Here is an 18,563-nt window from a genome sequence, read left to right on the forward strand (position 1 = left end):
TTAGGCTATTTGCATGGCCATGACGAGCAATTTGACATGATAAGTCTCGACAAGCTGGACCAGAGCCTGATCGGTATCCTGCGCACTGATGGCCGCGCGCCCGTCTCCAAGATCGCGCAGATCCTGGGCGTGTCGCGCGCGACGGTCCAGTCCCGGCTCGACCGTCTGGTGCAGAGCGGCGCGATCCTGGGCTTCACTATCCGCGCGCAGGAGGAAGCGCCCACAGGGGCGATCCGGGCGATCATGCTGGTCGAGGTCGCCGGCCGTTCGACCGATGCGGTGATCCGCCTCCTGCGCGGGATCCGCGAGATCCATGCCCTGCACACCACCAACGGTGCCTGGGACCTCGTCGCCGAGATTGTCAGCCCGACGCTTCCCGACTTCGACCGGGTCCTGCGCGAGGTGCGCATGATCGAAGGCGTGCTCAACAGTGAGACGAGCATCCTGCTGCGCTCGCTGGCATAGCACTGGCGATCTGCCAGGTATCCGACCTTTGTGATTTCGAAGTAGAAGCGCAGGCTTTGACGTCCGACACGCTGTGTACGCTTGGGCCGTCCACCGTCACCGGGAACCAGGAGCCCATGTTCCTGCAGGACGGAGGCGGCTTCCCCTGGATCGCGGCCGGTCAGGACTTCATTCCAGCCGCTATGGAGATAGCCTAAAGGTGTGAGCGAACGGGCTTCGCGCCCCGGTTGCTGGCCGCCGCGCCATCATCATCTGAATTGCTAGCGCATGACGAATGCTCTTTCGCCCTGGGAACGCGGCCAGAGCGTCACTGTCCGGCCTGTATGGCGTTGCGGCCTCGTTCCAGGGCAGGCGGTTGATCCAGGCTCGCGCCAGCGCGCCACTTCCTGCCCCTCCCGCTTGATCCTATCCGATCGGGCTGCGCGTCTGGGCAGGCACTGCTTCAAGCAGGTCGAGCTTGTCACTTCGGAAATGCAATTGCATTTCAGGCCCTTCGTCTCTGAAGGTAAGAAAAGCATCCTCGGGCGTGATCGGCTTCCATTCCAGGCCGTCGACCGCACCGGGCGAACCATCCCGCGCGAAATTCACCCAATAGCCAATTGCGGCCTTCGCGATTGCATGGTCCTGCGCCGTCGCAGGCGGCTGCGGCGCGCCGTAGAACGTGAAACCTTCGTCCGTCAGGTTGTCGAACACGAAAGGAATTTCACTGCCATGCCCGGCGCCGGGAAACTGCGCACGCAGCGCCCTGGGCACGTAGTCGAAGAAGTAGGCATAGGATGGCTGCCCGTTCGCCGCGTGCAGCCGTGCCAGATGGCGCACAGGCTCGGTGCTGGTCACGTCGGTGCGAACAACCTGGGCCATGGCCAGCCGGTCGCCTGAACCTGCATAAGCCGCCTCTACCCTGCTCTGCAGCGGGCCCAGCGAGGCCAGCGCCCGTTCCGGGTCCTGCGCGATACTCTCGCGCATCAAGGAAGCTTCCCAGCTGTTGCTCCCGGTGATGAAGGGAACCTGTGCTTCGCGCCCCGCCGCGAAGGCTTCCTCGGACTGCTCGGGCAGGGAATAGCCATCGATCATGGGAAGGGCCATGCCCAGTGCGACTTCGGGACCGGCAAACAGCTCTGCGGGCAGCGCGCGCAGGGCCGCGGCCGCTGTGGCGTCGCGCCCTTCAATGTCCTGCCCTGCGGCAAAGAGCATCGCCGTCGCCTCGCCGGTAAACGGTCCGTCACCCAGCGCCGGCGGGGCGGGATTGCGGTTGAAACCGCTTTGCGAGATCGCCTTGTGGCCTTGTGGAAGAGACCGCGCGCGCGGGGACTGACCATGAGGTCATTGACCATTGCCGCGCCCGCGCTTTCCCCGAAGATCGTCACATTCTGCGGATCGCCTCCGAATGCGGCGATGTTCTGCTTCACCCATTCAAGCGCAGCCACCGTATCGAGCAGCCCGAAGTTACCGGTCGGCGCATCGGAAGACTGGGCCAGCAGCGCCGGGTGGGCAAAGAAGCCGAGCAGTCCGAGCCGATAGTTGATCGACACCAGTACGACATCGCGCCGGGCGAACTGCGCGCCGTCATAAACCGGCATGGCGTTCGAGCCGACGACAAAACCGCCGCCGTGAATCCAGACCATGACCGGCAGCGGCGCTTCGTGTGATCCGGCCTTGCGCGGTGTCCAGACGTTGAGGTTGAGGCAGTCTTCGGACTGGTCTGGCGCGCGTTCCTGCCACATCTCGGGCTGAATGCAGGCCGGGCCGTAGCGGCGTGCGTCGCGCACGCCCTGCCAGGCCGGAGCGGGCTCGGGCGGGGACCAGCGCCGCGCACCGACGGGCGGCGCCCCATAGGGTATGCCGCGATAGGCGGTGACGTCGCTCTGGGCCTCTCCGCGCACGGCACCTTGCGCGATCTCGACAGTCTGGGCCAGGGCCGGCATCGCTGCCGCGCCCCCGAGCCCGAACGCGAACAGCAGGACGACACGGCAAGCAGGCGAGAGCTTGGGCATGGCGATATGGCCTCCGTTCTGGTGGCGGCCCCTCGGCGCACCGGGAAAAATTGGGATCAAAGCCGGCACGGCCTGGGCGTGCCTCAGCGCTGCGCGGCCGGGAGCGGCGCTTCGCCTGCCCCCGATGGCGCGCCCGCCATGTGCCGGGCAATGAAGTCGCCGACGAGCGGGCGCAGGAGATGGCCCGCCAGGAACGGCAGCAGCAGGTTCAGAACGATCTTCTGGACCGAGGCCATGATCGAGAGCTCTCCGGCCCCTCCCAGGAGGAGGCCCACCAGCAGGGGTGTGATGAAGATCCCGGCAAAGTTGGAAAAGGTCGCGCTGCAGACCGCAGCAGCCACGTTGCCGCGCGCGATCGCCGTGAGCGCGATCGAGGATTGCACGGTCGACGGCAAGAGCGCGAGGAAAAGGAAGCCGGTGGCCAGCGACGCGCTGAGCATCGGCAGGCTCGACAGCGCCAGTCCAAGGACCGGAAAGACCAGGAACGTGCACGCCAGGACTGCCAGTTGCAGGCGCAGATTGCGCCCGCCATCGATCAGGTTGCGCCGGGAGAGCTTCGCGCCATGAATGAAGAAGAGCAGGACGATGCCGATATCGGCCAGGACATCGACCCGATCCGCCCAGGCCCCCCGGGCCGGAAGCAGCGAGGCAAGTACCACCGTGCCGACCAGGAAGCCGATGAAGGGATCGAAAAAGCGGGTAAGACGAGCCATCGTGCAATCCAGTTCCTAGTATGCCGCGACGCAGCCGTCGCTGCGCGGGTCCTGCGCCCCTTCGAGGAGCCCGGTGTCATGCCGCACGATCGCCCCGGCATGCCCCATCATCGAATTGAAGGAAGGCACCGCTTCCACGTCGTGGCCCGCGCTGGCCAAGGCTTGCAGAAGGTCCGGCGCGAAACTGTCCTCCAGCTTCAGGGTGTGTGTTTCCTGCCCCCAGGTCTTGCCCAGGAGCCAGCGCGGCGCGGTCACGGCTTCCTGCAGCGCAACGCCGCGGGCATAGCGTGCGAAGATCGCGGCCTGGGTCTGGGGCTGGCCTTCACCGCCCATCGTGCCGTAGGCCATGACGCGGCCATCGGCGAAGCGCGCAAGCGCGGGATTGAGCGTGGTGAAAGGCTGGCGCCCCGGCTCCAGCGCGTTCCAGCCCGGTGCCAAGCGGAAGCTGGAGCCACGATTTTGCCAGATGATGCCGGTTTCGGGCAGGACCAGCCCCGAGCCGAACTCGAAGTAGGTGCTCTGGATGCAGCTCACGACCTGCCCTCGGCTGTCCGCAGCGGCGAACCAGGTGGTGTCGCCGGGCGAAATAGGCCAGACCGTCCGCTTCCGAGCCGAGGGCGAGATGCTCCACGGTGCCGAAGAAGACGCTGTGGGTGCCCACCTCTGCGACGCTCTCGACCGAGCAGCCCAGCACCGCCAGAGCCTCGCCCAGTCCCGGCAGGCCGCCCGTCTCGATCCACGGGCCGCACCCCTCGAAGCGCTGATCCATGGTCAGCGCACTGTCCGAAAACGTGCGCGAGTGCCCTTCCTGGGCCGCCGTAAGCACGTTGACGGCAAAACGGCCATTGGCCTTCAGATACCGGTTCATCCGCGCCGAACGGTTGATGCACACCAGCAGCGAGGCGGGCTCGTCGCTCACGCTGCACACGGCCGACGCGGTCATCCCGAAGCGGCCCTCGGGACCATCTGTCGTAATGATGTTCACCGCCGCTCCCAGACGCGACATGGCGGTGCGAAAGTCCTTCATCTCAATCATACGATCACCTCATCAACAGGCCGCCGTTGATGTCCCAGACGGCACCATTGGCAAACGCGGCCTGTGCAGAGGCCAGATGGACGGCGGTCTCGGCCACGAAATCGGGCGAGCCGAGATGGCGCACGGGAATGCCTTCGACGATCCCGGCCAGCTTGTCGGCCGGGACCAGCGCGCGCACGGACGGAAGGTCCAGCGGGCCCGGCGCAATCGCGTTCACGGTGATGCCGAAGGGCGCCAGATCCCGCGCAAAGACCTTGGTCAGCGTGATGATACCGCCCTTGGAGGCGGCATAGTGCGCGCCCGTCGCCGTGCCCCCGTTCTGCCCTGCCAGCGAAGCGATATTGACGATGCGCCCGACCCCGCGCTCCTTGAAATAGCGCCCGAAGACCTGGCAGCCCACGAAGGTGCCGCGAAGGTTCACCGAGACAACCTGGTCGAACTCGTCCGGCGCGATCTCCAGAACCGGGCGCACGATGGTGACGACCGCGTTGTTGACCAGCGCATCGACACCGCCCCAGCGCGCGACAAGCGCATCGCGGGCCGCCTCGAAGGCGGTCTGCTCGCGCACGTCGAGAGCCAGGCCAATGGCGCTCTCACCGGTGGGATCGAGCGCGCGCGCCGCAGCGCAGACCCCCTCCTCGTCGATGTCGGAAAGGCCCACGTTGTAGCCCGCGCGGTGGAAGGCCCCGGCGATCGCAGCGCCAAGACCCTGTGAGGCGCCGGTCACAAGGACCGTGCGCGAACGGGAGGAAGAGACAGTCGTGTTCAAAGCAAGCACCTGATAGTGTGTTGAAAATCGCCGAGTTCACGCCCGGCCAGACCCTTCGGTCACGGCCATGCCCTGCCCCTCGGGGCCCGTGGCAGACCCATGTGCCGCACAGGCGCGAAGGGGCCGGGCGGCAAGGCGCAGCGCGTCCCGGGCCACGCAAGGGGCCCGACCCGAAACGCGAGCTACTCCGTCCCGATCAGTTGGGGATGACCAGCTCCCGGCCAATGCGCGCTTCGACCCGGATGTACTTCCACAGGCGGTATTCGCCCACTTCAACGGTACGGAAGAAGTTGCAGGCCGCCTTCACGGTGTCGCGGTCGGGCGCTTCGGCCAGAATGTAGAAGGTCCAGGGCCAGCCATTGGGGGAGGTGCCGACCATCGTCTCGTCATCGTCGAGCGTGCCGAGCACCTTGACGCCGGGCAGATCGCGGATGCCGGTCAGCATCTCGGAAACGCCCGCCCAGACCTTGCCGATCTCGGCGGCGGGAAGGTCGAAGAAATTCTGCAGGACCGCGCCGCAGAACAGGACGCGAAGGGGCTTGGGGGCTTGGTCTGTCATCGTAGGTATCCTTGTCTGAAATCAGGGAAAGCCGGGGCCGACATCGCGGCCCAGGAAAACGCCCCCGGCCTTTTGCCAGGTGCCTTCGGAGAGAAATGCGTGCTGGGAGACGACCAGGGCATCCTGGACGTACCCCGACAGCGGGTGGTCGTTGAAGATACCGGTGGTCCCGGTCATCTGGATGGCGAGCCGGGTCACCTCCGCGCCGGTTTTCGCGGCATGCGAACAGGCAAGGCGCAGAAGGTTGGCCTGCTGGGCGGAGACCGGGTCGCCCGCGCAAATGGTGCTCCAGGCGTCCTGCGTCGCCTCGTAGAAGAACGCGCGGGCCGAACGCAGTGCGGCTTCGCCCTTGGCAAGGTCGCTCTGGACGTAGGCACGGTCGGCCAGAGTGGGCGCCCCGGTAATGGAGCCGCGCGTCCCGGCCATCTCGGTGACGGTATCAAGCGCGGCCCGGGCCACACCCAGCCCCACGACCGCAAGCACCTGCGCGGCGAAGGCCATCGAGGGGTAGCGATAGAGCGGCGAATCGAGCGTGGGTGCGCCGCCGCGCACGAAGGTCCAGGCCTCGGGTACGACCACGTCCTCGACCACGATGTCATGGCTGCCGGTACCACGCAGCCCGATGACGTCCCAGTTGGGCTCGATGCGAACGGCCGAGGCCGGCATCACCGCCATGCGCGGCAAGCCGCCGTCGTCCGCTCCGGTCACCTTGACCCCGACCCCGATCAGGTCCGCCCCGGTCGCGCCGCTGCCGAACTGCCAGCGCCCGCGCACCTTGATACCGCCGTCCACGCGCTCGGCCGGCTGCGGCGGGAAGAGGGCTCCTGCGAAGATCAGGTCGGGACTGTCGGCGTAGAGCCGGTCCAGTGTCTCCTTTCCGAGCGAGGAAAGGTACATGCACGAGACCCCGAAGCTGGCCACCCATCCGACCGACCCATCGCCGATGGACAGACGCTCAATCGCGCGCAGGAACTGCTCGGGCGAACACTCGTCGCCGCCGTAGGCCCGCGCGACGAGTGCGCGGTAGATGCCCAGTTCGCGAAGCGTTTCAACCACGTCGGCAGGCAACTGGCCAAGCGCATCGAATTCGCGGCGCCGTGCCTTGAGGGATGCGAGAAAGCTATCGGGTATCGCCTGCTCTGCAGGCAGACGTCCCACGCCCGCAGGCGGCGCGCCGGTGTCTTTGGCTGTGACCATATCCATCGCGTAATCCTTAAGCCGGATCAGTGTTGAGAACGACCGTGCGCCTTGGCGCGCAGGGTCGCATCGGCACCGGGGAGTGGCACGAATTGTGCCGCGAAGAAGCTGTCCCTGGTGCGCACGCAGCGCCGTGCAGTGCCGTGCGGGCGATGGCCGACCCGCTCATGGAGATACTGCCCTCCATGGTGCGTGGTCGTTCCCGAGAGGCGTTGGTTTCGCGTTCCTCACCCTGCAATTGGTGTATTTTTCGCGTGAAATGTCAACTAATTTCTCAAGCAATTGTGTATTCCGCCAAAGAGCGTATGAAGCGCATATATCCGAACCTTCAGGTTCGGGTGCAAAAGGGAGACATGACCAGGTGAATGCAGACGAGGCCGTCCAGAACGGAACTGACGTGACCAGCTTTCGCATGGAGCAATGGCCCTTCTACTGGATGACGCAGTTCACCGGGAGCTATCTGCGGCGTATCGAACTGGGCCTGAAAGGCATTGGCCTCGACATTCCACGCTGGCGCGTGCTCATGTCGCTGCGCGGTCGAGAGTCTCTCAGCGTGAGCGAAATCGCCGATCATGCTATCGTCAAACTTCCCACGATGACCAAGATCATCCAGCGCATGCAGGCAGAGAACCTGGTTATTGCGCAGCAAAGCCCGACCGATGGGCGCGTGACCGAGGTGCGCCTGACAAGCCAGGGGCATGAGGCTGGAGAGAAGGCCTGGGCGGTGGCGAACCGGATCTACCGGCGGGCATTCGAAGAGGTCAGCGAAGCCGAGATCGCGAACCTCAACGTCCTGCTACGCAAGATCACTGCAAACTTGGCCGACTAGCCCGTCCTATTCTTCCGCCCGTGTTCTGAAGGGTTGGGGGAGCGGTGCAAGGCTCTGACTTCACTAGAAACGGATCACCTCGACGCCATCCTTCGGGCCCGCATGTTCGCGATCGCCTGCGGTTACTCGCGTAGCACGCTGCCGTTTTCACGGCCCGCATCGCCCTTGCGCACGACCTCGATCCCGCTTGGCCCCGTGCGGGTCACGAGGCCGAAGCTGCTTTCCAGCGCCTGGAGGAATTCGCGACTTTCGTTGACCCCAAAGCGGCCCGTGATCGACAAGTCGGCAAGGTCACCCGAGGCCACATGCAGCGGTTTGGCGCGGTAGCGGTTGAACTGGGCCAGCACGTCGGCAAGACGCTCGCCGTCGAACTGGATGAAACCCTCGCGCCAGGCGATGCTGCGTTCCACCGCGAAGGCGTCGTTGTGGCGGATCGCAACCGAAGAGGCGGTGATCTCGGCAAGACTGTTGCGGGTAAGCTGGTGCACGGTCCCGTCAGGGCCGGTGACGGCTACGCTTCCCTCGGTCACGGCCACGCGCGTGGTATCTCCACTGCGGCTGACGTTGAACTTCGTGCCGAGCACACGCACACGCACATCCGGCGCCTCCACCGTGAAGGGGCGGTCGGGGTCGCGGGCGACCTCGAAAAAGGCCTCGCCCTTCTCGAGAACGATCGCGCGCTGCGTGCGGCCAAGCGCGATGGTCAGGCTGGTCTCGGTGTTCAACGCGATGGTCGAGCCATCGGCCAGCGACTTGATCGCGCGTTCGCCAAAGCCGGTGCTGCGCCGTTCGGCCGGGGTGTAGCGGTACCACCCCAGCGCGGCGATTGCGGCCACCGACGCGGCCGCCGCCAGCGCCCGGCGCCGGGTCAGGAAAGGAACCGCCGCGCCTGCCCGCGCGGCCACGGAGCGAACGGGCAGATGCCCGGCATCAGGGGCAAGGGGATGGTCCGCATCCAGACGCACCCGAGGCATTGCCTGCCAGTTGGCGTCCGCGCGGGCAAAGGCCACGGCATGGGCCGGATCGGCCTCGATCCAGGCGCACAGTTCGGCCTCGAGCGCTGCGCTTGGCGCGCTATCGCGGCGAACGACGAACGCGGCCGCCTTCGCGTCGATGCGCGCCTGCTGCTCTGCCCTCTCCGTCCGATCCTGCTGCGACATACTCTGAGATTTCCAACTTGATACGGGCCAGACCTGAAAGCGCCCGGGTAAGATGAGTTTCCACGGTCGACACCGAAATGTCCATTATCGCCGCGATCTCGGCCCGCGAATGGCCATGGACACGCCGCAAGAGCAAGGCCCGGCGCTGGCGCTCGGGCAATTGCGCAATGGCGCTTTCCAGGCGTCGTAATTCGTCGCGGGCATTGAGCAGGGGTTCCGGAGAAAAGCTGCGTTGCAGGTCCTCGATGTCGGCCATGTAGTCGAACGAGACCACCTGGTCGCGCCGGGCCTGATCGATCAGGATGTTGCGGGCAACCCGCGTGAGAAAGCGCAGGCCCTGGTGCATCGTGCGCCAGTCGGCGGCCTCGTAGGTGCGCTTGAGCGATTCCGCAACCAGATCGTCAAGATCGGCCTCGCTCGTCACCATGCGGCGCAATCGCGCCCGCAACGCCGGTTCACATGGGAGTATAACCTCCTGGAACCAGGCAATCTTCTCAAGTGTCTCGTTCATCGGCCCCGTCATGTGCCCCCTGAGGCACGCCTTCCTGAGCGGCCTGCTGTGCAGGTCCGTTTGGCATATCCTTACGCCAAATTGTGCACTGCGCAAAAAAAAGATCAAAAAACCGTCACACGGTGTCGGGGTGTTTTGCGCGTCACTCGTTCTGGGGGGCAGGGACGATCCGTCCGAAGACACCAACGGGGCAACGATGTTCAACACTGAGAACGGCGGAGCAATATTCGACCACGCTAGCGGCGGGATAGTCCTGCTGCGGGCGGCGTAAAAGTCGTCCACCTTGAAGCCTTTCTGCCAAGTCAGGGAGGTGTGGGGATCTACAGCGTGGAACTTTATCTTCAGGTCCGTTTGGCTTGCGCGGATGGCATGAGCCAGCGGGCGGCGGCGAAGCGTTTCAATGTGTCGCGCGACACGGTGCGCAAGATGCTGTCGTTTTCATCGCCACCGGGTTACCGGCGTCAATCTGTCCCGCAGCGTCCGAAGCTGGACGGGTTTGTGGCGATCATTGATGGATGGCTTGAAGGGGACCGCTGCGTCCCGCGCAAACAGCGCCATACGGCGAAGCGGGTATTCGACCGCTTGCGCGCCGAGCATGGTTTCACCGGCGGCTATACGATCATCAAGGATTACATCCGCGAGCGTGAGCAACGCAGCCGGGAGATGTTCGTGCCGCTGGCCCACCCGGCGGGGGATGCGCAGGCCGATTTCGGGGAAGCGCTGGTGGAGATCGGCGGGGTGCAGCAGAAGGCCTACTTCTTCGCACTCGATCTGCCGCACAGTGATGCCTGCTATGTGCGGGCCTATCCGGCGGCGGTGGCGGAGGCCCGGTGGACGGACACGTTCATGCCTTCGCGTTCTTCGGCGCGGTGCCGCGCTCGATCGTCTATGACAACGATCGCTGCCTTGTGGCGAAGATCCTGCCAGACGGCACGCGTAAGCGTGCCACGCTGTTCAGCGCTTTCCTGTCGCATTACGTGATCCGCGACCGCTATGCCCGCCCGGGCAAGGGGAACGAGAAAGGCAATGTGGAAGGGCTGGTTGGTTACTGCCGCCGCAATTTCATGGTGCCGATCCCGAAGTTCCCGACCTGGGAGGCCTTCAACCTATGGCTGGAGGAGCAATGCCGCAAGCGCCAGCAGGACAAGGTGCGCGGACAGAGCGAGACGATCGGTGAGCGCTTGCAACGCGATCTGGCAGCCATGCAGCCTCTGCCCGCTACACCCTTCGAGGCCTGCGATCAGACGAGCGGGCGGGTCTCCTCGCAATCCCTGGTGCGCTACAGGACCAACGATTATTCGGTTCCGGTGGCCGGGGCCATCAGGAGGTCTGGATCAGGCCTATGTCGATGAGGTGGTGGTCGGCTGCCGCAGCGAAGTCATCGCCCGTCATCCTCGTTGTTATGCCCGCGAGGAGGTTATCTTCGACCCGCTCCACTATCTCCCGCTGATCGAGCAGAAGATCAACGCATTCGACCGTGCCGCGCCTTTGCAGGGCTGGGATTTGCCCGAAGCGTTCACGACACTGCAGCGGTTGATGGAAGGCCGCATGCACAAGCATGGCAGGCGTGAATATGTACAGGTGCTGCGCCTGTTGGAAACGTTCACCCTCGCCGATCTCCGTGCGGCGGTGGAACAGGCCATTGATCTTGGCGCCATCGGCTTCGATGCCGTCAAGCACCTCGCCCTGTGCCGGGTCGAACGCGTACCGCCCGTGCTGGACTCGACGTCTATCCCTTCCTGCCACGCACAACGGTCGAGAAGACCTTTGCCAGAGCCTATCTGAGCCTGCTCTCCGACCAGCAGGAGGCCGCATGAGCGATCAGACCCCGGAGCTTCTTCTCGCTCACAATCTCAAGGCACCTGCTGCCTACGTGCCTGCGAGAGCACCACAAGCTCGCCCGGCAATGTGCCGCTGAAGGCGTCGATCATATCCGCTTCCTCGCCCGCCTTGTCGAGATGGAGATGATCGACAGGGAGCGTCGTATGGTCGAGCGGCGCATCAAGGCCGCGCGCTTCCCCGCCGTCAAAAGCCTCGACAGCTTCGACTTCACCGTCATCCCGTGCTCAACAAGATGCAGGTGCTCGAGATGGCGCGCTGCGAGTGGATCGAGCGGCGTGAGAACGCCATCGCTCTGGGGCCATCGGGCACCGGAAAGACGCACGTAGCGTTGGGGCTCGGACTGGCAGCATGCCAGAAAGGGCTGTCGGTGGGCTTCACCACTGCGGCGGCGCTGGTCAGCGAAATGATGGAGGCGCGCGACGAGCGGCGTCTCCTGCGCTTCCAGAAGCAGATGGTCGGATACAAACTGCTCATCATCGACGAACTGGGCTTCGTACCGCTCTCCAAGACCGGCGCCGAACTGCTGTTCGAGCTGATCTCCCAGCGTTACGAACGCGGCTCCACCTTGATCACCAGCAACCTGCCCTTCGACGAATGGACCGAAACCTTCGGATCCGAGCGTCTCACAGGCGCGCTCCTCGATCGCCTGACCCATCACGTCAGCATCCTCGAGATGAACGGCGAAAGCTATCGCCTCGCTCACAGCCGGGCCCGCAAGGCCAAAATCAGACCCTGAAAAGCAAGCCAATGCCGGGGGGAGTGGCCCTCGGGCTACGCCCTCACGCCACTCCCCCCGGCGTGTAACACGATGGCCTGGTTTTACGCCGCCCCATGGCCGACTTTTGCTCCGCCGTTGACATTTTGGGGAACACGGTGGAATTGGAAGACCGGGAGCGTAGTACGCAGGATCGCAAGATCGCATTGCTTATCGATGCCGACAATGTGCCGCATGGCAAGATCGCGGAGATGCTGGCAGAACTCTCCAAATATGGGACAGCCAACATTCGACGCGCCTATGGAGATTGGGCGAGCGCAGGCCTGAAGAACTGGAAGGACAAACTGCACGATTTCGCGATCCGCCCGGTTCAGCAGTTCAGCTATTCCACAGGCAAGAACGCCACGGACATGGCGCTGGTGATCGACGCCATGGAACTGCTCTACACGCGGAAACTGGAAGCTTTCTGTATCGCCTCCAGCGATGCCGATTTCACGCCTTTGGTGATGCAGCTCCGAGCGAACGGGCACGAGGTCTACGGCTTCGGTGAGCGCAAAACACCTTCTCCATTCGTCAATGCCTGCACGGCATTCCTTTTCCTCGATACTCTGGGTGAACCGCTTGTTGCCGCAGCTCCTTTAGCGCCGGCTGCAAAATCCAAGCCCAAAGCCAAGCCGAATGGCAACGGAGCAACCTCGCCCGCCCCCAAACCAGCGGGCACGATCCTGTCGCAGGACACGAAGCTTGTCACTATATTGCGCGGGGCAGTCGAAGCCACGGCCCGCGAGGATGGCTGGGCCCATATGGCGGCGGCCGGACTTGCCGCCCGACGGCAGGCTCCGATCGATCCACGCAATTATGGCGTTCGGAATTTCACCGCGCTCTTCGAGGCTACGGGCTTGTTCCAGGTAGTGCGGAACGAGAATGGTCAGAGCTATGTCGCGGACAAACGAAACAAGGAGCGGACATCGCAACCGACACGTTAGAACCTGGGCACCAGGCTCGCGAAAGAGGCTCACTGTTGCAGCCCCCCCGCGCCGCGCGTGCCCGAGGTGATCAGGCCCGCTTGCCCTTCAGGCTGAGAAAGTCTGTCACGGCTTGATCTCCAGCGCGCTGATCTTCACTCCCTTCAGCACGATGAGGTAGCGAAGATCGGCCGGGCTGCCGGGAAAATCGCCCTCCAGGTGATTGGTGACGACAATGCGATCCGCGTCGACCTCAATCGAAAACGGTTCGACCGTATAGCTGTATTTCGTCGAGGATGACGCTTTCCAGTTCCTGATCGCGGCGCGCCCTTCATGGTTTTCGCCTTCGTCCCGAACGAGCGGGGCCTGCGTGAGGCATTGCGCCACGCGCTCTGGATCCTTCGTCTCGTCGGCAGTGAAATAGCGGGCGATGGCCCGGGACGGTTTGCTCATCGACGCCAATCAACCGACTGTATTTACCAAAGGAATTCCTCGGCCATTTGCGCGACAAGGCCCCCCGGACATGCCGCGATGTGGGACGTCAAAGCGGCCTCACGGCCATATCCGGCGTGCCGACCTGGAACTTTCGCGGTGAACGGCCTTTGATTGGGAAGGGCGGCCATACCGACCGTCCACCGGGATCGAGGCCGAAGGCATGTATTCACCCCGCGCTCCAATCGCGTCCGCTGGAACCGAACGGGTCCGGGCCGGTCCACCCGACCTGACGCATTTCCGGGCAACTCGCGACCTGAGCGTCGCCCTTGCCAGCGGGCTCAACGAAGCCGACGCAACGGTCCAGTCGATGCCCGATGCCTCTCCGGTCAAATGGCATCTGGCGCATACGACCTGGTTCTTCGAGACGTTCCTGCTGCGCGACACGCGATCCGACTATCGCCTGTTCGACGCAAAGTGGCCCTTCCTCTTCAACAGCTACTACGAAGCCGAAGGGGCCCGGCTCGCTCGCCCCCAGCGCGGCCTGCTCACCCGCCCCACCCTGGAGGAGGTCCTCGCCTACCGCGCGCATGTCGACGCTGCGCTCGCGCGCGTCTGGCCCGACCTTCAGGAGCACCATGCCGCCCTGCTGGAACTGGGCCTTCAGCACGAACAGCAGCACCAGGAACTGCTCCTGACCGACCTGAAGCATCTCTTTTCCTGCAACCCGCTTGGCCCGGCCTACCGCGAGGAAGGCGCCGCGCCGCCAACAAGCGTTGCCGCCGAACTAAAATGGCTGGAAGGGCCGAGCGGCGCGCGGACCATCGGCCACGCCGGCAAGGGGTTCGCATTCGACAACGAGGGCCCAGCCCACACGCAATGGCTTGCGCCCCACGCCCTTGCCCATCGCCCTGTTACCAACCGCGAATGGTGCGCCTTCATCGCCGATGGAGGTTATGAGACGGCCTCCCTGTGGCTGTCCGATGGGTGGGACTGGGTCCGCCGCGAGGGCGTCGCGGCTCCGCTCTACTGGCGTGGGCAGGGCGAGCCGGAGGCGCGCGAGACCTTCACGCTTTCCGGTTGGCGTGCGATCGACCTCGATGCGCCCGTCACCCACATCTCGTTCTACGAAGCGGATGCTTATGCGACATGGGCCGGCGCGCGCCTCCCGACCGAGCAGGAATGGGAAGCGGCCGCCAGCGCTCATCCGGCGACGCACGGGATTCAACTCGACCGCGCAGCGGCTGTGCAGCCACGCGCCGAAAGTCCGGAAGGGGATTTTGCCTCGATTTTCGGCAACGTCTGGGAGTGGACGGGGTCGGCCTACCGCCCCTGGCCCGGCTTTCGCCCTGCCCCCGGCGCTGTGGGCGAATACAACGGCAAGTTCATGTCCAACCAGTTCGTGCTGCGCGGAGGAAGCTGCGCGACCCCGCGCGGCCACGTGCGCGCGACCTACCGCAGTTTCTTCCATCCGCACCAGCGCTGGCAATTCACCGGCCTGCGACTTGCAAGGGACCTCTAGACATGGCCACATCACCGCTCGACGCCCCCCGGCGGGCGCTACAGCCCTCCTTTGACCCTGCCTTTCGGGCCGATGTGCTCCGCGGCCTTGCGGGACCAGCGAAGTCCATCCCGGCCCGATGGCTTTACGACGAGACAGGCTCGGAGATCTTCGAGGCCATAACGCAGGCTCCGGAATACTATCCGACCCGCACCGAAACCTCCTTGTTGCAAGCTCACAGCGCGGACGTCGTGCGCCAGAGCGGCGCGGACGCGCCGGTCGTCGAATTCGGATCGGGCAGTTCGCTCAAGACGCGCATCCTGCTCGAACACATGCCGAAAACAACCTACGTCCCCATCGATATCTGCGGCGAATTCATGGATGCCGCCTGCGCGGAGCTCGGCGCGCGCTTCCCCGGATTGGAGATCCTGCCCGTCGAAGGCGATTTCATGCAGGAAGTGCCGCTGCCCTCCTGCGTGAAGTCCTCCGACGGCGCGTCCCCTGAAGCGCTCGGCTTCTTTCCCGGCTCCACCATCGGCAACCTGCTTCACGCCGAAGCGATCGACATGCTGCGCGCGATGCGCCGCACCCTCGGCGAAGGCGCATGGCTGCTCATCGGCATGGACCGCACAAAGGAGCCGGACCGGCTCATTGCCGCCTACGACGATGCCCTGGGCGTGACCGCCCGGTTCAATCTCAACCTCCTGACCCGCATCAACCGGGAACTCGATGGTTCGATCCCCCTCGACGGCTTCCGCCATCTGGCTCTCTGGAACGACGAGCGCAGCCGTATCGAGATGCACCTCGAGGCGCTTCGCGATGTCCGCTTCGAAGTCGCCGGCACGCCGTTCACCATGGACCATGGCGAGACCATTCATACGGAAAACTGCCATAAGTACACGCCTCAGGGCATGGAAGGCCTGCTCGCCGCGGGGGGCTGGGCCACGCAGTGCCATTGGAGCGATGCGGATGGGGACTATTCCCTGTTGCTGGCCCGCGCGCACGATCACGCGCGCGGCTGAGAGGCTAGCGGGTTTGGCGAAGAGGCGCGGTTTCGGGCATGCGCACGAACACCGCGATCACGCACAGGGCGACAGCCGATATCATGGCGCCCGGCGCCCCGGCCCAACCGGTACCGGTCACCAGGAGATGCGCGATCACGGGGGTAAGACCTCCGAAGATGGCGGTCGCGCTCGTCGCGCCCAGGGCCAGGCCGCTCAGGCGCCCCTCGCCCGGGAACAGTTCGGCCGTGGTGACCGCCCCCACTGCGCTGACCGCTCCGCCCAGCGCCGCCATGACCAGAGCTCCTGTCCAGGTCGCGAGGCCGTTCGCGGTCATCCCCGCAAAGAGCGCCGAAGGCACCACGATCGCGACCAGCGCCAGCGCGACGAGCACCGGGCGACGGCCGATACGGTCCGACAGCATGCCCGTCAGCGGCGTCACCAGGATCACCGTCAGCGCGGCCAGGGTCGAGATCGAGAGGGCCTGCGTTTCGGGCATGGTTCCGGTCGCGTCGAGAAACGCGGGCACATAGGTGATCCCCACGTAGTAGGTGATCGACCCCAGGGCCGAGATCGCAAAGCCACGTGCGATGGCGGCGCGATGTCCCGACAGGATGTGCCGGATCGGCCGATCGGGGACCGTGCCGCTCCGTTGCTGAGCATGGAATTCGGGGGTTTCGGCAAGCGCGGCGCGGGCGATCAGCACACAACCTGCCAGCGCCCCGCCAAACAGGAACGGGATACGCCAGCCCCATACGACAAGCGCGTCGGGCGGCAAGGCCCAGACCGTCAGCGCCGCGGCGCCCGCCGCCAGAAGAGCGCCGATCTCGCTCGATGCCGACGCGCAGCTGGCAACGAGGCCACGGCGATGCGCGTGCGCGCCTTCGAGCAGGTAGGCGACAACCCCGGTATATTCACCGCCGACCGAGAACGACATCACACAGCGCAGGAGCACCAGCAGCACGCCCGCCACAGGGCCCGCCTGTGCGTAGGTGGGCAGGACCGCCGTTGCCAGCATGGCCGCCGTCATCAATGCCATCGAGCCCAGCATCGCAACGCGCCGCCCGAAGCGGTCGCCAAGGTGGCCGAACACCAGGGCGCCGATGGGACGCAGCAGGTAGGCGATGGCGAAGCCGCCCAGCGTCTGCGTCATCGAATGGCCGTCCGCTGCGAAGAACACCCGCGCCAACACAGTCGCGAAATAGAGATAGAGCGTGAAGTCGTACCACTCGACCATCGTCGAGAGCGCGGCAATGACCATCGAACGCCGGGGCATCGGCACGTGACGAGCAGAAGGCAAGGGTTCGGCGCTGTGCGCGCTGTGGCTGGCTTCGCCGTGCATCTGCCAAGGGTGCCGCATTCGAGCGGCCCGAACAAGGCTAGCGTGACCGCACCCTTGCCTGCGAATAAGGCTATTCGGCGTGACTGAGGGACTTTTCGACTTTGACACTGCTGTGGATCGCAGCGGATCGGACGCCGCCAAGTGGCAGGAGGGTCCAGACATCCTCCCGATGTGGGTGGCCGACATGGACTTTCGCAGCGCACCGGCCGTGCAAGCGGCGCTCGAAGCGCGGGTGGCGCACGGCGTGTTCGGCTACCCCGCACCCCATTCGGCCTATTTCGAGGCTATCGCAAACTGGTTCGCGCGGCGCCACGGCGTGCGCGTGCGCCGCAGCGGCATCATCCCGACGATCGGCGTCGTCCCAGCCATCCAAGCCATCCTGGGTGCCCTGTGCGCCCCGGGTGACGGGGTGATCGTGCAGCCCCCGGTCTACAACCGCTTCCTTTCCGCACTTGAGCACATGGGCTGCCGCCGGATCGAGAACCCGCTGGTGCTGCGCCAGGGCCGCTACGAAATGGATTTCGCCGACCTGGAACGAAAGGCGGCGTGTTCGCAGGCGCGCGTGCTCCTGCTGTGCAACCCGCACAATCCGGGCGGTCGCGTCTGGACACGCGCGGAACTGGAGCAGCTCGCCCGGATCTGTGCGCGCCATGGCGTCAGGGTGGTGAGCGACGAGATCCATGGCGACCTGGCTTTCTCCGACCACCCCTTCACCCCTTTCGCCGCAATGGCGCAAGACGCGGCAGCAGGCTGCATCACCTGCACCGGGGCTGGCAAGGCGTTCAACATTTCGGGGCTGCAGAACGCGTTTGTGGTCGTAGGCGATCCCGAATTGCGAGCGCTTGTGGAGGCCGCCATGACCGCGCATCAGATCCGCGACCTGAACCCGATGGGGCTGGCCGCCACGACGGCCGCCTACACCCGAGGGGAAGCCTGGCTGAACGCACTCATCGCCTACCTGGAAGGCAACGAGCGCCTGCTGCGCCAGACCTTTGCCCGGCACCTTCCCCACATCGATGTGATCCAGCAGGAGGGAACATACCTCGCCTGGATCGACGGCCGAAGGCTGGGCTTGTCCAGTGAGGCTCTTGCGGATCGCCTGGTTCGCGAGGCTGGCGTGCGTGTCACGCCCGGCTCGATCTTTGGAGCACAGGGGGAAGGCTTCGTGCGCGTCAACTTCGCCTGCCCGTGCGCACGGCTCGAAGATGGTCTCGACCGGCTGATCCGCGGACTTTCTCGATAGCCGCTTTGGCCCGTTAGCCGTCCTGCTCCGAACCAAGCGCGATCGCAAAGCGCTCTTCGCGGCGCTCGTCCACGACACGTACCTGCCAGGGCTGGGTTTGCCGGAAGCGCTGCGGAGCTTCGAGCAGGAGCTCCCCTGCAAGCTGGATCGCGGCAAGGATGGCGGCTTCCTCGTTCGCGAAGTCCGCCGACACGTCGCCAGCGTCGGGCGTGCCGTCACGAACTTGGAAATAGAATTGGTTCACGGACCTGGCTCCAGTCTCCCTACGCTCTGCGATTCTCGGGTGTTG

17 protein-coding genes and 4 pseudogenes are annotated in these 18,563 nt (G+C 65.1%); 8 read left to right on the top strand and 13 right to left on the bottom strand.

All coding sequences use genetic code 11. From position 1 onward, the window contains the following. The first annotated feature begins 36 nt into the window (after window positions 1-36). Complete coding sequence (locus tag HT578_RS10965; RefSeq protein WP_213499448.1) at window positions 37-465, top strand: Lrp/AsnC family transcriptional regulator; 429 nt, start codon at window positions 37-39, stop codon at window positions 463-465. 405 nt (window positions 466-870) lie between these two features. Here the strand turns inward: HT578_RS10965 and HT578_RS10970 are convergent, their stop codons facing one another. The 8 genes and pseudogenes from HT578_RS10970 to HT578_RS11000 form a co-directional block, all read right to left on the bottom strand. Then, entirely contained in the window at window positions 871-1,539 is a 669-nt protein-coding gene (locus HT578_RS10970) for a carboxylesterase family protein (protein ID WP_213499450.1), read from the bottom strand. Next, window positions 1,536-2,459 (bottom strand): carboxylesterase family protein, encoded by a 924-nt coding sequence (locus HT578_RS10975; RefSeq protein ID WP_213499452.1) that lies wholly within the window; start codon window positions 2,457-2,459, stop codon window positions 1,536-1,538. Before HT578_RS10975 ends, HT578_RS10970 begins: the two co-directional genes overlap by 4 nt. A gap of 83 nt (window positions 2,460-2,542) precedes the next feature. Beyond that, window positions 2,543-3,172, bottom strand: coding sequence for a bile acid:sodium symporter (locus HT578_RS10980; protein ID WP_213499454.1), 630 nt, complete (start codon window positions 3,170-3,172; stop codon window positions 2,543-2,545). A gap of 15 nt (window positions 3,173-3,187) precedes the next feature. After that, window positions 3,188-3,763: pseudogene (locus HT578_RS10985) on the bottom strand (gamma-glutamyltransferase); the annotation flags it as partial. A gap of 43 nt (window positions 3,764-3,806) precedes the next feature. Beyond that, window positions 3,807-4,208, bottom strand: a pseudogene (locus HT578_RS22585) (flavin reductase family protein); the annotation flags it as partial. Window positions 4,209-4,212: 4 nt separating this feature from the next. Beyond that, window positions 4,213-4,977, bottom strand: coding sequence for an SDR family NAD(P)-dependent oxidoreductase (locus tag HT578_RS10990; RefSeq protein WP_213499455.1), 765 nt, complete (start codon window positions 4,975-4,977; stop codon window positions 4,213-4,215). A gap of 196 nt (window positions 4,978-5,173) precedes the next feature. After that, complete coding sequence (locus HT578_RS10995) at window positions 5,174-5,536, bottom strand: hypothetical protein (RefSeq protein ID WP_213499458.1); 363 nt, start codon at window positions 5,534-5,536, stop codon at window positions 5,174-5,176. 21 nt (window positions 5,537-5,557) lie between these two features. Beyond that, window positions 5,558-6,733 (bottom strand): acyl-CoA dehydrogenase family protein, encoded by a 1,176-nt coding sequence (locus HT578_RS11000; protein ID WP_213499460.1) that lies wholly within the window; start codon window positions 6,731-6,733, stop codon window positions 5,558-5,560. 361 nt (window positions 6,734-7,094) lie between these two features. Here HT578_RS11000 and HT578_RS11005 point away from each other — a divergent pair, with 361 nt between their 5' ends. Beyond that, window positions 7,095-7,562, top strand: coding sequence for a MarR family winged helix-turn-helix transcriptional regulator (locus tag HT578_RS11005; RefSeq protein ID WP_039390485.1), 468 nt, complete (start codon window positions 7,095-7,097; stop codon window positions 7,560-7,562). Window positions 7,563-7,684: 122 nt separating this feature from the next. Here the strand turns inward: HT578_RS11005 and HT578_RS11010 are convergent, their stop codons facing one another. Next, entirely contained in the window at window positions 7,685-8,722 is a 1,038-nt protein-coding gene (locus HT578_RS11010; protein WP_213499462.1) for a FecR family protein, read from the bottom strand. Further along, window positions 8,637-9,233 carry an RNA polymerase sigma factor gene (locus tag HT578_RS11015; protein WP_159108042.1) on the bottom strand — a complete coding sequence of 199 codons (597 nt, stop codon included), beginning with the start codon at window positions 9,231-9,233 and terminating at the stop codon, window positions 8,637-8,639. Before HT578_RS11015 ends, HT578_RS11010 begins: the two co-directional genes overlap by 86 nt. 327 nt (window positions 9,234-9,560) lie before the next feature. On the opposite strand from HT578_RS11015, the pseudogene istA reads away from it, so the two are divergent. The 3 genes and pseudogenes from istA to HT578_RS11030 all read left to right on the top strand — a co-directional run bounded on the left by istA (window position 9,561) and on the right by HT578_RS11030 (window position 12,776). Next, window positions 9,561-11,050: pseudogene (gene istA, locus HT578_RS11020) on the top strand (IS21 family transposase). A 114-nt stretch (window positions 11,051-11,164) separates the two neighbouring features. Continuing rightward, window positions 11,165-11,811 (top strand): annotated as a pseudogene (gene istB / locus HT578_RS11025) (IS21-like element helper ATPase IstB). Between the two features lie 137 nt (window positions 11,812-11,948). After that, complete coding sequence (locus HT578_RS11030) at window positions 11,949-12,776, top strand: NYN domain-containing protein (RefSeq protein ID WP_039392175.1); 828 nt, start codon at window positions 11,949-11,951, stop codon at window positions 12,774-12,776. A gap of 105 nt (window positions 12,777-12,881) precedes the next feature. Here the strand turns inward: HT578_RS11030 and HT578_RS11035 are convergent, their stop codons facing one another. Beyond that, entirely contained in the window at window positions 12,882-13,208 is a 327-nt protein-coding gene (locus HT578_RS11035) for a DUF4440 domain-containing protein (RefSeq protein WP_213499464.1), read from the bottom strand. Window positions 13,209-13,410: 202 nt separating this feature from the next. On the opposite strand from HT578_RS11035, the gene egtB reads away from it, so the two are divergent. Both egtB and egtD read left to right on the top strand, forming a co-directional pair. After that, entirely contained in the window at window positions 13,411-14,709 is a 1,299-nt protein-coding gene (gene egtB, locus HT578_RS11040) for an ergothioneine biosynthesis protein EgtB (RefSeq protein WP_213499466.1), read from the top strand. A 2-nt stretch (window positions 14,710-14,711) separates the two neighbouring features. Beyond that, on the top strand, window positions 14,712-15,710 hold the full coding sequence (gene egtD, locus HT578_RS11045) for an L-histidine N(alpha)-methyltransferase (protein WP_213499469.1): 999 nt from the start codon (window positions 14,712-14,714) through the stop codon (window positions 15,708-15,710). Window positions 15,711-15,714: 4 nt separating this feature from the next. On the opposite strand, the gene HT578_RS11050 is transcribed toward egtD, so the two are convergent. Beyond that, window positions 15,715-16,965: an MFS transporter gene (locus HT578_RS11050; RefSeq protein WP_213504254.1), complete on the bottom strand. Its 1,251-nt coding sequence runs from the start codon at window positions 16,963-16,965 to the stop codon at window positions 15,715-15,717. Window positions 16,966-17,110: 145 nt separating this feature from the next. On the opposite strand from HT578_RS11050, the gene HT578_RS11055 reads away from it, so the two are divergent. Further along, window positions 17,111-18,274: a MalY/PatB family protein gene (locus HT578_RS11055; RefSeq protein WP_213499471.1), complete on the top strand. Its 1,164-nt coding sequence runs from the start codon at window positions 17,111-17,113 to the stop codon at window positions 18,272-18,274. 13 nt (window positions 18,275-18,287) lie between these two features. Here the strand turns inward: HT578_RS11055 and HT578_RS11060 are convergent, their stop codons facing one another. Continuing rightward, the gene (locus HT578_RS11060) at window positions 18,288-18,518 is read right to left on the bottom strand and encodes a DUF6894 family protein (RefSeq protein WP_039390476.1); all 231 of its coding nucleotides are present in this window, start codon (window positions 18,516-18,518) and stop codon (window positions 18,288-18,290) included. Window positions 18,519-18,563 lie beyond the last annotated feature (45 nt).

It is taken from the genome of Novosphingobium decolorationis, assembly GCF_018417475.1.
GTDB lineage: Bacteria > Pseudomonadota > Alphaproteobacteria > Sphingomonadales > Sphingomonadaceae > Novosphingobium > Novosphingobium decolorationis.